The sequence below is a fragment of the Sutcliffiella horikoshii genome (genome assembly GCF_008180725.1).
Lineage (GTDB): Bacteria > Bacillota > Bacilli > Bacillales > Bacillaceae_I > Sutcliffiella_A > Sutcliffiella_A horikoshii_B.
Genome location: NZ_VTEV01000002.1, coordinates 207,211 through 222,103 on the forward strand (window position 1 = coordinate 207,211; position 14,893 = coordinate 222,103).

13 protein-coding genes are annotated in these 14,893 nt (G+C 44.2%); 9 read left to right on the forward strand and 4 right to left on the reverse strand.

Annotated elements, in window-relative coordinates; genetic code table 11:
• Positions 1 to 132 precede the first annotated feature (132 nt).
• The 3 genes from FZC76_RS04985 to FZC76_RS05000 all read left to right on the forward strand — a co-directional run bounded on the left by FZC76_RS04985 (position 133) and on the right by FZC76_RS05000 (position 3,541).
• Positions 133 to 1,431, forward strand: coding sequence for an HD domain-containing protein (locus FZC76_RS04985; RefSeq protein WP_148987173.1), 1,299 nt, complete (start codon positions 133 to 135; stop codon positions 1,429 to 1,431).
• A 30-nt stretch (positions 1,432 to 1,461) separates the two neighbouring features.
• Positions 1,462 to 1,968 carry a YwgA family protein gene (locus tag FZC76_RS04990; protein ID WP_148987174.1) on the forward strand — a complete coding sequence of 169 codons (507 nt, stop codon included), beginning with the start codon at positions 1,462 to 1,464 and terminating at the stop codon, positions 1,966 to 1,968.
• Between the two features lie 289 nt (positions 1,969 to 2,257).
• The gene (locus FZC76_RS05000) at positions 2,258 to 3,541 is read left to right on the forward strand and encodes a DUF2254 domain-containing protein (protein WP_148987175.1); all 1,284 of its coding nucleotides are present in this window, start codon (positions 2,258 to 2,260) and stop codon (positions 3,539 to 3,541) included.
• Between the two features lie 39 nt (positions 3,542 to 3,580).
• Here the strand turns inward: FZC76_RS05000 and FZC76_RS05005 are convergent, their stop codons facing one another.
• Complete coding sequence (locus FZC76_RS05005; protein WP_262372464.1) at positions 3,581 to 3,808, reverse strand: 2-hydroxymuconate tautomerase; 228 nt, start codon at positions 3,806 to 3,808, stop codon at positions 3,581 to 3,583.
• Positions 3,809 to 3,889: 81 nt separating this feature from the next.
• On the opposite strand from FZC76_RS05005, the gene FZC76_RS05010 reads away from it, so the two are divergent.
• On the forward strand, positions 3,890 to 4,405 hold the full coding sequence (locus tag FZC76_RS05010) for a YwhD family protein (protein ID WP_148987176.1): 516 nt from the start codon (positions 3,890 to 3,892) through the stop codon (positions 4,403 to 4,405).
• Positions 4,406 to 4,746: 341 nt separating this feature from the next.
• Here the strand turns inward: FZC76_RS05010 and FZC76_RS05015 are convergent, their stop codons facing one another.
• A complete protein-coding gene (locus FZC76_RS05015) occupies positions 4,747 to 6,816 on the reverse strand; it encodes a transglycosylase domain-containing protein (protein ID WP_148987177.1) in 2,070 nt (689 codons plus the stop codon).
• A 492-nt stretch (positions 6,817 to 7,308) separates the two neighbouring features.
• On the opposite strand from FZC76_RS05015, the gene speE reads away from it, so the two are divergent.
• The 5 genes from speE to FZC76_RS05045 all read left to right on the forward strand — a co-directional run bounded on the left by speE (position 7,309) and on the right by FZC76_RS05045 (position 12,506).
• Positions 7,309 to 8,136, forward strand: coding sequence for a spermidine synthase (gene speE, locus FZC76_RS05025; RefSeq protein WP_148987178.1), 828 nt, complete (start codon positions 7,309 to 7,311; stop codon positions 8,134 to 8,136).
• Between the two features lie 145 nt (positions 8,137 to 8,281).
• Positions 8,282 to 9,154 (forward strand): agmatinase, encoded by an 873-nt coding sequence (speB, locus tag FZC76_RS05030; protein WP_148987179.1) that lies wholly within the window; start codon positions 8,282 to 8,284, stop codon positions 9,152 to 9,154.
• 959 nt (positions 9,155 to 10,113) lie between these two features.
• A complete protein-coding gene (locus FZC76_RS05035) occupies positions 10,114 to 10,569 on the forward strand; it encodes a DUF1934 domain-containing protein (RefSeq protein ID WP_187441955.1) in 456 nt (151 codons plus the stop codon).
• Positions 10,566 to 12,236 carry an arginine--tRNA ligase gene (argS, locus tag FZC76_RS05040; protein WP_148987181.1) on the forward strand — a complete coding sequence of 557 codons (1,671 nt, stop codon included), beginning with the start codon at positions 10,566 to 10,568 and terminating at the stop codon, positions 12,234 to 12,236. Before FZC76_RS05035 ends, argS begins: the two co-directional genes overlap by 4 nt.
• 93 nt (positions 12,237 to 12,329) lie before the next feature.
• Positions 12,330 to 12,506, forward strand: coding sequence for a XapX domain-containing protein (locus FZC76_RS05045; protein ID WP_148987182.1), 177 nt, complete (start codon positions 12,330 to 12,332; stop codon positions 12,504 to 12,506).
• 80 nt (positions 12,507 to 12,586) lie between these two features.
• Here the strand turns inward: FZC76_RS05045 and uvsE are convergent, their stop codons facing one another.
• Both uvsE and cls read right to left on the reverse strand, forming a co-directional pair.
• On the reverse strand, positions 12,587 to 13,540 hold the full coding sequence (gene uvsE / locus FZC76_RS05050) for a UV DNA damage repair endonuclease UvsE (RefSeq protein WP_148987183.1): 954 nt from the start codon (positions 13,538 to 13,540) through the stop codon (positions 12,587 to 12,589).
• A 38-nt stretch (positions 13,541 to 13,578) separates the two neighbouring features.
• Positions 13,579 to 14,784 (reverse strand): cardiolipin synthase, encoded by a 1,206-nt coding sequence (gene cls, locus FZC76_RS05055; protein ID WP_148987184.1) that lies wholly within the window; start codon positions 14,782 to 14,784, stop codon positions 13,579 to 13,581.
• Positions 14,785 to 14,893 lie beyond the last annotated feature (109 nt).

Sequence of the window (14,893 nt, forward strand, 5' to 3'; positions counted from 1 at the left end):
ATAAGCGAACACCCGGAACGAAGACTACCAAGAGTTATATCAATCACCCATTAATCCATCCTTTTCTTGTAAAATATTTACGATATAATAGAGTTAGATAAATATTATGCCGAAAATAAAGAGGTCAACGAAATGAGTTATGCAACCGAAAAACTGAGTGAAGAAAAGGTATTTAAGGATCCTGTGCACCGTTACGTCCATGTGCGTGACAGGGTCGTTTGGGATTTGATTGGGACAAGGGAATTTCAGCGATTGCGCAGGATTCGCCAGCTTGGTACCACCTATTTAACGTTCCATGGTGCAGAGCATAGCCGACTGAACCATTCATTGGGTGTATACGAGATTGTCCGCCGCATCATTGATGACGGATTTGAGGGAAGACAGGACTGGAATCCGGATGATCGCCTTTTATGTCTGTGCGCTGCCTTGCTGCACGACTTGGGACATGGTCCTTTTTCCCATTCCTTTGAAAAGGTGTTCCACTTAGATCATGAAGATTTTACCCAAGCTATCATTCTCGGAGATACGGAAGTAAACGCCGTCCTGAAAAAAGTCCAAAAGGATTTTCCAAAGGATGTGGCCGAAGTCATCGCGAAAACGTATAAAAATAAATTGGTAGTCAGCATGATTTCCAGTCAGATTGATGCCGATCGTATGGACTACCTGCAGCGTGACGCTTATTTTACTGGAGTCAGTTACGGGCATTTCGATATGGAGCGGATCCTGCGCGTCATGCGCCCGAGAGAAGATCAGGTTGTCATCAAGTCTAGCGGGATGCATGCGGTGGAAGATTATATTATGAGCCGTTACCAAATGTATTGGCAGGTTTATTTTCACCCTGTAACGAGAAGTGCAGAAGTGATTTTGACGAAGATTTTGCACCGTGCCAAACAATTACACCAAGAATATTACACATTTAAATATCATCCTGTTCATTTTTACTCACTTTTTGAGGAAGAAATTTCAGTTGAGGACTACATAAAGCTTGATGAAGCAGTGATTATGTATTACTTCCAATCCTGGCAGGAAGAAGAAGATTCGATATTAAGTGACTTATGTCGACGATTTATGAACAGGAATTTGTTTAAATACGTCGAATTTAATCCTAATAAGCAAATGATGGACTTGATGGAACTGACAAGTCTCTTTAAGAAAGCGGGCATCGATCCTGCATACTATCTAGTGGTGGACTCCTCGTCCGACCTGCCGTATGACTTTTACCGTCCGGGAGAAGAAGAGGAGCGCCTTCCGATTCACCTGCTTATGCCAAACGGGGATGTGCGTGAGCTATCGAGGGAATCTGAGATTGTGGATGCCATATCCGGCAAAAGAAGAACCGATCACAAGCTTTATTTTCCACAAGACATGCTAGAAGATCTAACGACTAAAAAAGCGGCAAAGAAAAAAATCAGAGAGATACTAGGAATATAGGCAACGGATAAGGTTAGGAGATGAAAGGGTTTGTTGACAGATCACGCAAAATTAATGAAGGTGTTTGCATCTGCAGGTGAAGTCATTGGGAGAAAAAAGCTGCAGAAAATGGTGTATATAGCCAAAAAGCTAAACTACCCATTTTATGAAAAGTACAATTTCCATTTTTACGGACCATACTCGGAAGAAGTGACATTAAGAGTAGAGGAGCTCTGTAATCTCGGCTTTTTAAGCGAGCTAAAAGAGAACAAGGGTGGCTACTCGCAATATCGCTATTCGCTGACGGAAAACGGGGAGGAGTTTCTTACACACTACGACCTGGAAATGCCGCACCTGAACGAGTGCATGACCAAGATGAATGAACAGAGCTCCCGCTTTTTAGAGCTTGTTTCCACGGTTCTATTCTTTGAAAACCTGCCGCGGGAAGAGGTTAAGGAGAAAGTCTTTACGTTAAAAAGCAAGCAGCGATATACAGAGGATGAAGTGAACGAGGCCTATGACTATATTGAAAGCCTTCGTGCATGCATTACACAATAGATTAGAAAAGCCCAAGTGGATGGTTGGATCCTTTTGGGCTTTTTGTATACGTGAAAATTGAAAAAGTTACAATAACCTCTGAAAAAGTTACAATCATCATCAGAAAAGTTACAATCCCCCTCAAAAAAGTCACAATAACGGCGGAAAAAGTCACAATAACCAGAAATGGTCCTCTAAAATGGCAAAATTTCTTCGGATAGACGCACCAATAGCTAGACAAAAGGCTTACCGCCGCCCCAAAAAGGGAATGCTACCATAAAAAGCCGATAAAAAGGGGAGCAACATATATATGGAAAAGTGGACCTTAAGAGCAAGAAAGGAAATATGGTTTGTGCCAAGCCTTTATGCATTGGCAAGCCTTATTCTAACAGCGATTGTGATAACGGTAGACACCGTTTTTGCGGATTCGGTACAGAACTACCTTCCGAAAATATTTTTCACGAACGTCGACCTGAGCACCACCATTTTGAGCTCGATTGCGACTGCTATTCTCACAATGACGACCATATCATTTTCCACTATCATGGTGGTGCTGACCACCTATTCGAGTCAGTTTTCGCCGAGGACCCTGCAAGATTTCATGACAGAGAAGACAACGTTGCGAGTACTTGGTGTGTTTGTCGGTTCCTTTATTTATACGGTGCTTTCTTTATTATTCATGAAAGATTGGTTAGATGAGAAGCGGGTGTTAGCGTCCGGTGTGAGTGTCATTCTCGCTGTGATTTGCGTTGGATACTTTGTCTTTTTCATCCACCATGTCGCACGCTCCATCCAGGTCAGCAAGCTTATTGAGAGACTTATGAAAGAAGGGCTTGCTACAGTAAAAAAGAAAAAGCTTCTCTATAAGGCTGAAAAAATTCTTTTTGAAAAGATGGAAGTTTCAGCGTCCTCTTTCCAAGAAAAAATGGAACTCACCCCAAAAGCCACAGGCTACGTTCAAGTCATCGATGCAGAAGGGTTGGCAGCCAAGGCGAAGGAGCAAGGTTTTCAGGTTGTTTTTAATAAACGCATCGGTGACTTTGTAACGGAACGAAGCGTGATCGCCATTGTTTATTTTACAAAAGATAGACCAGAAGACATGGACTTGACCTCTTTCATCGAGGTGGGAGAAGAGCGTACACCGCTTCAGGACGGGGAATTTGCCTTGCAAAAACTCGCGGAAGTGGCCCTGCGAGCAATATCTCCAGGTATAAACGACCCTAATACAGCCAATAACTGCATTCGGTATATGAGCAGGCTGCTGATTGATTTTGGGGAGGTTGACTCAGACGCTATTACATACCTGGATGAAGAGAAAGAGAAACGAGTGGCGATTCCGCAACGGACCTTTGAAGAAATTCTATACACTGGTTTTTATCAGATTCGAATATACGGAGAACGGGATATTTCGGTTGTACTTACAATCTTGGAGTGCCTGATTCTTATAGCAGAGGGAAGCAATCAGGAGATTAAGAACAAAGTTAAGAACATGTGGGAGTTTTTAGTGGAAAGCATTAAAGAGGAATATTTCGAGCCGCTTGATATAAAAATGGTAGAGGAAAAGAAGAAAAAATTAAGTGAATTACTAAACTAAAAAAGGGATTCGAAAGCCTGTCCGAATCCCTCTCAATTATTATTGATCACTTAATCGCTTGCCGCCAACCGCATAGTGGCCCTTTGTCATCTCTTCAATAAAGACGACGATTTTCTCTTCTGGGGCACCAGTTGTCTCGCTGACAGCAGCGGTCACTTTTTCCACCAACGCTTTTTTCTGTTCTTCATTGCGGCCTTCAAGCATTTTTACGGTTACATATGGCATATTGAAATCGCTCCTTTGAATGTTTTTAACTCTCCCGTAAATTATTGTATAATGAAAAGAAAAGCGCAAGCGGCAGGATCGTTTTTGTCGCCGCAGCTAGTGAATTGGCAAGGGGGCTAGAATATGGACCAGGAAAAAAAGAAGAAACCGATTGGCTTTAATATTATAAAAAATGACCCGACAGACGGGCACGGAGGATTTGGGATCGGGGCGCTCAGCCTTGATAATGTTTCCCCTGTGTTTGTAGATGTGGAGGGTGGGGAAGCTTTTGTCGATATTGGCGCCATGCATGCCCGCAGTACGGTAGAACGTGGGATTAAGTTCCTTCCTAACAAAGAGGATGTGCCGAACGGAAAACCTTACTGGCTTGTGTGGGTAACCATCGACCGCAAGCAGGAAGGGCCATATTATGCAGGAGTGACAGCATGTGAAATGACGGTGGATCGTGAAATTCGCAGAGGCTACAAATCGCTGCCGGAGCACGTGAATAAAATGGATAAGTCCATGAAACGCCATATCATGGTGGAGCATATGGATGACCGTTCCAAAGCTATTTTGCAAAACTATTTGGAGTCTCATGACAGCGGAATGTGGGAACGAGCTTCCGATGACCTCAAAAAACAATTAGCAACAAACTAGTTTGTCAAGAGGATATCAAAAATAAAGATGTGACATTTTTTTGAATGTTCGACTCTACCCACTTGAGTTATTACGACAAAAAAAGTAAAATTAAACTCACATGTGTAGAACACATGGAAAGCTAGGACACCTAAAACCCCCGGGAGACATCCCGGGGGTTTTAACTTTTTTAGGATACTATTTGTTCTTTGAGGCACATAGCTGTTAATTGGAGCAAAAGGCGAAGACTCCTGAGGGAGATAGCGGTAGCTTGAGACCCCGCAGCGGAGCGAGGAGGCTCAAGCACCGCCCCTAGGAAAGCGAAGCCATTTGCGGAAATCAACAGCGGTGTTCCTTAAAAATCACATCCAAGGAACAAATCGTTTCCACCATTTTTCATTTTCTTCTTTTGGCTGTTCTTCAGGGATTGCTTCTTCCTCTTTTACATCTTCTAGATGAGCCATACAGTATTCTGTTGGTTCGGTTCCTTTTATATAATAGCTTAGCCTTGAAACCGGACAGTCGCTTGTGGCAAGAAGGCCGCTCTCTGGATTGACCTGCACCCCGACAACTCCTTCTGTTGGTGCAAATGCCACAACAGATTTATTGTCGAGCGCGCGCTCCATGAATCCTGCCCATAAATTTTTCGCATAGTGTTTTTCCGCCCAAAGCGTAATCGATTGATCCCTGTCATAGCCTGTCCAGACAGCACTGACCAGCTGCGGGGTGTACCCAATCATCCAGCTGTCCGTTTCGGTGGACCCTGATTTTCCAGCATAAGGCCTTGTCAGCTTGTCGAGAATCGCATTTCCGGTTACGGCCATATAGCCGTTCAAGGACGGATCGAACATTCCGGTCATCATATGATTCAGGACAAATGTTACATCAGGATCCAGTAATTGCTTCGTTTCTTTTTCGCGCTCAAAAAGGATTTCTCCCTTGTAATTCACTACTTTCTCAATAAAAACAGGCTTTACTTCTTTTCCACCATTCGCAAAAACACTGTAGGCATTGGCCATGTCGAGTACCCGGACAGGGGAAGTACCTAATGCAAGAGAAGGGACATCCTTTATTTTAGAACGGATTCCAAGTTCTTTTGCCTGTTTGGTCAATTCCTTTTCGCCAAGCAGCAAGTGTGTTTTTACCGCATAAACGTTATCGGATAATGGCAACGCCTGCATCATCGTCAACACATCATTTGCATAATAATTGTTAAAATTATGCGGTGTGTATTGCGAGCGGCCGTTATCGACTTCAAAGGTTGTCACTTCACTTCTAAAGCCGGTAGATGGCGTGAATCCTTGCTCAAGCGCTCGGTAATAAAGAAGTGGCTTGAACGTCGAACCCGGCTGCCTTTCTGCCTGTGTCACCCGGTTGTAGGGGCTTTCTTCGTAATCTCTTCCGCCTACAAGCGCAAGCACTCTCCCTGTTTTCGGATCCATGGAAACGAACCCGACCTGCATATCAGACTCCGGATCGAACGTTTTCTCCACTTCCTCTTCGGCAATAGCCTGGAGAGTAGGATCCAAAGTAGTGTAAATGTGAAGCCCGCCCATTTCTAATTCTTTCTGCAGACCCAACACATTTCTAATCTCCGCTCGAACAGCATCTTGAAAATAAGGTGCCATAAACTCTTTCGGCAGATGCTCACGATTTCCGTATGTTAGCGGCTGTGCGAGCGCGTCTTCCGCTCCTTTTTTTGTAAGAGAGCCGTTTTCCACCATGGAATTTAAGACAATTTCCTGCCTTTGTCGTGCCCGTTCGCTATCTGCATAAGGTGAAAAGACACTTGGACCTTTCGGAATACCTGCAAGCATGCTGGCTTCCGCTACTGTCAGCTCTTTCGCAGGCTTGTTAAAATAGTAATAAGACGCCGATTCAATTCCATAAGCGCCATGACCATAGTAGATCGTATTCAAATAGCCTTCAAGAATCTCTTCTTTCGAGTAATTCGCCTCAATCCTAATCGTATAAAGGGCTTCATCCCATTTTCGCTTCCACGTCTTATCGTGAACTAGAAAAAGATTACGGGCATATTGCTGCGAAATGGTACTAGCACCTTGAACCTTTGCACCGGCCTTAATATCAGCAAGGATGGCACCACCAATTCGCTTAGGATCAAACCCGTGATGGGTAAAAAAACGCCTATCCTCCACCGCCACCGTCGCATCAACTAAGTAAGGGGAAATGTCTTCAAGCCCGACCCAGTAACGCTTTTCGCCACTATGAGCCTCTCCGATAATGGATCCGTCCTTGCTGTAGAAAATCGACGACTGCGTAACAGAAAGGGGAGGGGCACCCTTGGATTTCGCATAAATCCAAACTCCGCCAACTAAAAGAAAGAAAGAGATTGATAGGATAATTCCAATAAAAAACATCGCACGAATATATTTAATAACCTGCTGAAACCGGTCGTTTGTGATTAATTCCATTTTTCTCAAACCCCCTTTATCTATGACCTCTATCTAATGAAATTTTTCAAGTCGATTTCAGTGGAAGGTGCGTAGACTTCCGCGGGAGGAAGGGACAGGGGAGACCCCGCAAGCTTGCCGAGGAGGCTCCCGGACCACCCGCAGAAAAGCGAAGCGCCTGGAACGGAAATCAACCGTTTAAACGAACATATATCTTCATTAATAAAAAAAGATTTTATTTCCTAGTATTAAATTCTTTGAACCTTTTTAAACATTTGCAGAAAAATAAATTTTTTACTTGAATTTTTGCTAGATTCATCTATACTTTTTTCTTGGTGATTAGAAAAGTGGAGGCGGTTGTTTTTTAGCTGAGGAAGCAAGAAATCCCGACAAATCAATGTTTCATTTTTTATCGATAGGGAACGATAAAAACGAGCATTTAACGATAGAAACTAACGCTTATGGCCGCAAGATAGATAGTACATTTAATGTTGGAAGGGAATGTTGTACAAAATGGAATTATGGTACACAGAATATCAAACAAAAAACTTCGGAATTACAGCGAAAATCAAACGCACTTTACATACAGAGCAGACGGAATTCCAAAAGCTTGATATGGTAGAAACAGAAGAGTTCGGCAACATGCTTATCTTGGACGGCATGGTTATGACAACACAAAAGGACGAGTTCGTTTATCACGAAATGGTGGCACACGTGCCATTGTTCACGCATCCGAATCCTGAAAATGTATTAGTAGTAGGCGGAGGAGACGGCGGCGTTATCCGCGAAGTCCTGAAGCACCCAAGCGTGAAAAAAGCGACACTTGTTGAAATCGACGGAAAAGTAATCGAGTACTCTAAAAAGTATCTCCCTGAAATAGCAGGAGAGCTTGAAAACGAGCGTGTGGAAGTGAAAGTTGGCGACGGCTTCATGCATATCGCCGAAAGCGAAAACGAGTATGACGTAATTATGGTTGACTCCACAGAGCCAGTTGGACCAGCTGTTAACCTATTTACAAAAGGCTTCTATGCAGGAATCTCCAAAGCGTTAAAAGAAGACGGCGTATTCGTAGCCCAAACAGACAACCCTTGGTTCACACCAGAACTAATCACAAACGTTCAACGCGACGTACGTGAAATCTTCCCGATTACACGCCTATACATCGCAAACATCCCAACATACCCAAGCGGCATGTGGACATTCACCATCGGATCCAAAAAGCACGACCCACTGGAAGTAAGCGAAGACCGCTTCCACGAAATCGACACAAAATACTACACAAAAGACCTGCACAAAGCAGCATTCGCCCTACCAAAATTTGTAGCGGATTTAGTTAAGTAATAAGGTAGAGTGATAAAGGGGTGAAGAGGGGTCTGACCCGCGCTCCGTTACAGCGTTGAAGTTATAAAGAACTAAAGAGGGGTCTGACCCTCAGCGCATTAAAGCGCTAAGGGTCAGACCCCTTCATTAAAGGAGGAAACCACCCATGCGTTTTGATGAAGCATATTCAGGCAACGTATTTATTAAAAGCCACCCAAGCTTTGAAGATAGCCAAGCAGTAATCTACGGCATGCCGATGGATTGGACAGTAAGCTATCGACCAGGATCACGCTTCGGCCCGTCCCGTATCCGCGAAGTATCCATCGGACTAGAAGAGTACAGCCCGTACCTAGACCGCGAACTAGAAGAAGTAAAATACTTTGATGCCGGCGACATCCCATTGCCGTTCGGTAACCCGCAAAAAAGCATCGAAATGATAGAAGAATACATCGACAGCCTTTTAGAGAAAGATAAGTTCCCACTTGGTATGGGCGGAGAGCATCTTGTATCATGGCCTGTTATCAAGGCAATGTACAAAAAATATCCTGACCTTGCTATCATCCACATGGACGCACACACTGACCTACGTGACGACTATGAAGGCGAGCCGCTTTCTCACTCCACACCGATCAAGAAAGCAGCAAACCTAATCGGCCCGACGAATGTGTACTCATTCGGAATCCGTTCCGGTATGAAAGAAGAATTCCAATGGGCCAAAGAAGTGGGCATGCACATCTCCAAGTTCGAGGTACTTGAGCCATTAAAAGAAATTCTTCCAACACTTGCTGGCCGTCCGGTTTATGTAACGATCGACATCGACGTGCTTGACCCTGCGCACGCACCAGGCACAGGAACAGTGGATTGCGGCGGCATCACATCCCGCGAGTTGCTTGCATCGATCCATGCGATTGCAGGTTCCGATGTGAACGTGGTTGGAGCGGATTTGGTTGAGGTTGCACCTATTTATGATGCTTCCGAGCAAACTGCCAACACAGCAAGTAAGCTCATCCGTGAAATGATTTTAGGTTGGGTAAAATAAGCATTTTATAGTTGGCTCTGTTTTTTAAGTACTTGCAAGAGTGCTTGGGCGACAGGGCTTTTTAAGTGATGGCAGGTTCTATATGACCGAGGGCGGTGGGGTTATAGATGAACGGACTAATAGGAAGGCTCTATTTGCCCGAAGCATGAGGAAATCGAGGGAAACTGTCCAATAGAACGCTTCTATACGCCCGAAGCATGAGGAAATCGAGGGAAACTGTCCAATAGAACGCTTCTATACGCCCGAAGCATGAGGAAATCGAGGCAAACTGTCTAATAGAACGCTTCTATACGCCCGAAGCATGAGGAAAACGAGGGAAACTGTCCAAAAGAACGCTTCTATATGCCCGAAGCATGAGGAAATCCAGGGAAGCTGTCCAATAGAACGCTTCTATACGCCCGAAGTCCAAGGAAATCCAGGGAAACTGTCCAATAGAACGCTTCTATACGCCCGAAGGCCAAGGAAATTCAGGGAAACTGTCCAATAGAACGCTTCTATATGCCCGAAGCTTGAGGAAATCCAGGGAAACTGTCCAATAGAACGCTTCTATATGCCCGAAGCATGAGGAAATCCAGGGAAGCTGTCCAATAGAACGCTTCTATACGCCCGAAGGCCAAGGAAATTCAGGGAACTGTCCAATAGAACGCTTCTATACGCCCGAAGGCCAAGGAAATTCAGGGAAACTGTCCAATAGAACGCTTCTATACGCCCGAAGCCAAAGAAACTCAAGCAAACTGTCCAATATAATGCTTCTTTTCACCCGAGATGTGCGTAAAAAACACCCAAGTGTCCAATAGAAGTCCCAATCCCACCCCCACCCAACACGAAAATCCACCAATTTTCCACCGGCCACCAACATCCTCTATTGAACTCCACACCCTACTTGTTTTATACTATGAAGGTTATAGAAAAATCGACGCGAACCAGTAAGCGTTAAAGATAAAAGGATGTGGGGCCAGATGGCAGACAATCAAAATCACTTAAAGATGCCGATAAAGGTGACGTTCCAATCGGAAATAATTAATGCGGATAATGACAGGGAGTTTGTTGTGTTTGGAGCAGATGGTCAATACTACATAAAAGGTGAATCAGAATACATCGTCTTTTCAGAAGAGCTTGAAGGCAAAGAGAAGGTCGATTGTTTTTATAAAATTACAGACAACGAAGTGCGTCTGAAACGCTCAGGGGACATCAATATGTTGCAATCCTTCCGTGCCGGTGAAACGACAGATGGAAGCTACCAGGGTGCTGGCGCAAGGTTTCAGTTTGAAACCGAAACCGAAAAAGTGGTCATGATGAAGGATCCAGATAAGAAACGAGGCTGTTTGCAGCTTGACTATAAATTGAAGGTTCAAGATCAAATAACCGGTCAATACTTGATAACAATCAACTACGAGGAGGAACAGGCAAGATGAATATAGTAGAACAAGTACAAGAACGCCTGAAAGAAGAAATTAAGGCTTCCGTTCTTAAAGCAGGCTTGGCAACAGAGGAGCAAATTCCAGCTGTTGTGCTCGAAACACCGAAGGACAAAGCAAACGGAGATTACTCCACGAACATGGCCATGCAACTTGCACGCGTCGCGAAAAAAGCACCTCGCATGATTGCAGAAGATATCGTGAAAAATTTTGATCAATCAAAGGCATCTATCGAGAAAATCGATATCGCAGGTCCTGGATTCATCAACTTTTACATGGACAATGCATATCTTACGGACTTAATTCCGACTATCCTTACAGCTGGCTCCGAGTATGGTCGGTCAAACGTCGGTAATGGCGAGAAAATAAATGTCGAGTTTGTTTCAGCAAACCCTACAGGCGACCTTCACCTTGGACATGCCCGTGGTGCAGCGGTGGGGGATTCTCTATGTAATGTACTCGACAAAGCAGGCTACGATGTAACACGCGAGTATTACATCAACGACGCTGGTAACCAAATCAACAACTTGGCACTTTCTGTTGAGGCACGCTATTTCCAAGCACTGGGCCAAGACAAAGAAATGCCGGAAGACGGCTATCATGGAAAAGACATCATTGGAATCGGCCGGGCAATCGCAGAGGAGTTCGGCGACCGTTTCGTTCATGAATCTGAAGAAGACCGCCGCAGCTTTTTCCGTGAATACGGCTTAAAATACGAAATGAAAAAATTGCAACAGGACTTAGAAGAGTTCCGTGTCCGCTTTGACGTTTGGTACTCCGAGACTTCCCTTTATAACAACGGGAAAATTGACGATGCAATGGCAACGCTTCGCGAACAGGGTCACATCTACGAAGAAGAAGGAGCGACTTGGTTCCGTTCTACAGAATTCGGAGATGACAAAAACCGTGTATTGATTAAAAATGACGGATCTTACACGTATTTAACTCCTGACATTGCGTACCATCAGGATAAACTAAAACGCGGCCACGACAAGCTTATCAACATCTGGGGAGCAGACCACCATGGTTACATTCCTCGTATGAAGGCAGCCATTGAAGCATTAGGTTACGGGAAAAACGCACTGGAAGTGGAAATCATCCAGCTTGTCCACCTTTTCCAAAACGGTGAAAAGATGAAAATGAGTAAGCGTACCGGTAAAGCAGTAACGATGCGCGACTTGATGGAAGAAGTGGGCTTGGATGCGGTACGTTATTTCTTTGCGATGCGTTCAGGAGATACTCATTTAGATTTCGATATGGACTTAGCAGTTTCCCAGTCTAACGAAAACCCTGTATTCTACGCACAATACGCGCACGCTCGTATTTGCAGCATGCTACGTCAAGGGGAAGAGCAAGGTCTAAGCTTAGAAGGGGACTTTGCGCTAGAACACATCTCTTCTGAAAAAGAGATCGACCTTTTGAAAAAGCTTGGTGAATACCCACTTGCGGTAGCGGAAGCGGCAGAAAAACGCATCCCTCACCGTATTACGAACTATACATTTGAACTTGCTTCCGCGCTTCACAGTTTCTATAATGCGGAGAAAGTTTTAGATCCTGACAACCAAGAAAAATCCAAAGCACGTCTTGGTTTGATGAAAGCCGTTCAAATCACACTGCAAGATGCACTTAAGTTGATCGGAGTTTCAGCACCAGAGAAAATGTAAGACCCAAAAGCTCTCTACTAGAAATAAGAGTAGAGAGCTTTCTTTTGGCCAAAATAACAACATAAGATAAAACAACAAGGGAGTTTTTCAACAATGAAAGAAAGTTTATTAGCACTTGCAACAGGCATGGTAGTAGGATTTCTCTTCGCACTATTCCGCCTGCCAATCCCAGCACCACCCGTATTCTCAGGCATCGTAGGAATCGTCGGTATCTACCTCGGCTACCGCCTATTCACCTGGATAGCACCAATTTTTCAATCAAGCAACTAAAAGAGAGAGGGGTCTGACTCTTCACCGCTTTAGAGCGGTGAGGGTCAGACCCCTCTTTATCTCTTTACCTCTTTACCCCTTCACCACTCCACCGCGCCGCCACTCAGTCTTTTCACTCCACGGATTTTTGAAATGTCTTCGCATAGTTGGAGTGCCGCTTCATCTTTTCGTTTTGCTTCTATCATAAAGTCTACATCCTGCCCCAAGTCGACTGCTGCTTTCAAGAATTCCATGATAAATTGCAAATCCACAAAGTCCGCATGGTGTCGCAATTTCTTTTCCGAAATAGGGGAGGAGATATGTATCTTGGGAATGATGCCAATATCCTTCCACGTTCCATATACACGTGGCAACAACTCCTCCCATGACACAGAACTTGGGTTAGCGTACTCATGATGGTAATCAAATGCAAGCGGGATCCCAAGTTCCTCGCACAACACCAACGTTTCCTCCGTTGTGTAAGTCTTATCATCGTTCTCCAACGTCATCCGTGCCCTGACTTCATCTGGTAGCGACAAAATATTCTCACGAAATCTCTCCACCGCAAGCTCCTTGTTCCCATAAGCACCACCGACATGAATATTGATTGTACCCTCATCTTCTAACCCCATCGCTTTCAACATCTCATAGTGGTACACCATATCAATCACCGCATTCTCGGTAATATGCGGTTTATCACTCGTAAACAACGTGAATTGGTTGGGGTGGAAACTGGAACGCATGCCATACCGCTTTACCAAGTCGCCAATCTCCTTGAATTCATCCCCGAACTCACGTACAAAGTCCCACTTCACATCAGGGTGGGTGGCAAGCGGAACGATGGAAGAGGAGAAGCGAAAGACTTGAATTTCATGTGCAATACAAAAATAGATCGTTCGCAAAGTGTTCCGTAAATTTTCACGTGTGACGGCCAATAATTTATCCTTCTTTTCAGCATCATCCAGCTGCTTATACCGGGTATAGGTTAAAGCGCGGGCAGGGGATGCCTCCCACAATGTCCAAGATTGTGAGACAAAACCAAAGCGAATACGCATAACACCAGACTCCTTTTTGACAGCTTACCATTCCTTTTCTACAACAATGGCGCAATAATCTTCGAAAGCTTTTCTTTTCCTTTATCCATCCAAGTTCTGTTTCGGATAAACTCAAGCGTCAATTTCTCCGAATTATGAATGTCCTTATGAATCTCCTGAACGGTCTTGTGTACAAATTCTTTATCAAAAATTAAACAATTTATTTCATTGTTCAAAAACAGGCTCCGCTTATCAAAGTTGGCAGTCCCAATATCACAAGTATGGTCGTCGATCACCACAACTTTGGCATGATAAAATCCAAGATAGAAGCGATAAACATCAGCACCTGCTTCTATCAGCGTTGCGAAATATGGGAACGCTGCATCCATCACCAGCGCATGGTCCGCTTTAGCAGGAACAAGAATCGTCACCTTCACGCCGCGGCCTAGAGCGTCTAGTAACTCATCCAACAAGGATTCACTCGGAATAAAGTAGGGGGTACAAATGATGATGGATGTCTCCGCTTTTTGAATTAGTTTATAAAACGTTTCCGTCAAATGGCCGCCATTCGTTGGTACCAGTTTGTGCGTAATGGGTCCTTTCGGAAGCTCTGGATAATACCTTTTGCCCCACTCGCTGGATGGAAAATCGCCGGCTTGCTCCCAGTTCTGGATAAACTGTGACTGAAGGTCCTGAACACCTTCCCCCTCCAGTTTAAGGTGGTAGTCGCGCCAAACGCCAAACTCCGGATCTTGACCCAAATATTCTTTTCCAATATTGAACCCACCAACATATCCGATTTTTCCGTCAATCACCGTAATTTTTCGGTGATTTCGCTGATTAATACTGAAAAAAAAGAATGGGAATGCGGGCTTGTGATAAACCTCTACTTCGATACCGTGCTTTTCGAGGTCTTTAATGGTTTCTTTTTTTATATCAAAGGATCCAAAATAATCAAGAAGGAGACGAACCTCCAGGCCTTGATCTGCTTTATCTTTTAAAATAGACAGAAATTCTTTGCTCGCATGATCGTTGCGTACCATGTAAAAGAGGGAATGAATGTGATTGGTGGCATGACGCATATCGTGAAATAAATCCTTATACAGCAAGTTGCCATCGGCATAGAGCAAAATTTCACTCTGCCTTTTCGGAAACTTCAACCTTTTGATTTCTTTTAAATGCTTTTTTCTCCCCAGATGTAAATCAAGCGCCAACCATGCAACCACAAGTGCAATCGCCCCGATAATGTAAAATGCAATTTCCATCCTTTTCCCTCCCGAAAACACGTCCATATAGTTTTTACGTATTACTGCGTTCTTATCCTATAACTAATTACCCATACCCTAATTCGTCGAAAAATAAAGCCGATATTTA

Excerpts from the sequence above, each read along its gene's own strand:
- FZC76_RS04985 (WP_148987173.1), top strand. The coding sequence starts at position 133 with ATGAGTTATGCAACCGAAAAACTGAGTGAAGAAAAGGTATTTAAGGAT.
- FZC76_RS05000 (WP_148987175.1), top strand. The coding sequence starts at position 2,258 with ATGGAAAAGTGGACCTTAAGAGCAAGAAAGGAAATATGGTTTGTGCCA.
- FZC76_RS05010 (WP_148987176.1), top strand. The coding sequence starts at position 3,890 with ATGGACCAGGAAAAAAAGAAGAAACCGATTGGCTTTAATATTATAAAA.
- FZC76_RS05015 (WP_148987177.1), bottom strand. The coding sequence starts at position 6,816 with ATGGAATTAATCACAAACGACCGGTTTCAGCAGGTTATTAAATATATT.
- speE (WP_148987178.1), top strand. The coding sequence starts at position 7,309 with ATGGAATTATGGTACACAGAATATCAAACAAAAAACTTCGGAATTACA.
- speB (WP_148987179.1), top strand. The coding sequence starts at position 8,282 with ATGCGTTTTGATGAAGCATATTCAGGCAACGTATTTATTAAAAGCCAC.
- FZC76_RS05035 (WP_187441955.1), top strand. The coding sequence starts at position 10,114 with ATGGCAGACAATCAAAATCACTTAAAGATGCCGATAAAGGTGACGTTC.
- argS (WP_148987181.1), top strand. The coding sequence starts at position 10,566 with ATGAATATAGTAGAACAAGTACAAGAACGCCTGAAAGAAGAAATTAAG.
- FZC76_RS05045 (WP_148987182.1), top strand. The coding sequence starts at position 12,330 with ATGAAAGAAAGTTTATTAGCACTTGCAACAGGCATGGTAGTAGGATTT.
- uvsE (WP_148987183.1), bottom strand. The coding sequence starts at position 13,540 with ATGCGTATTCGCTTTGGTTTTGTCTCACAATCTTGGACATTGTGGGAG.
- cls (WP_148987184.1), bottom strand. The coding sequence starts at position 14,784 with ATGGAAATTGCATTTTACATTATCGGGGCGATTGCACTTGTGGTTGCA.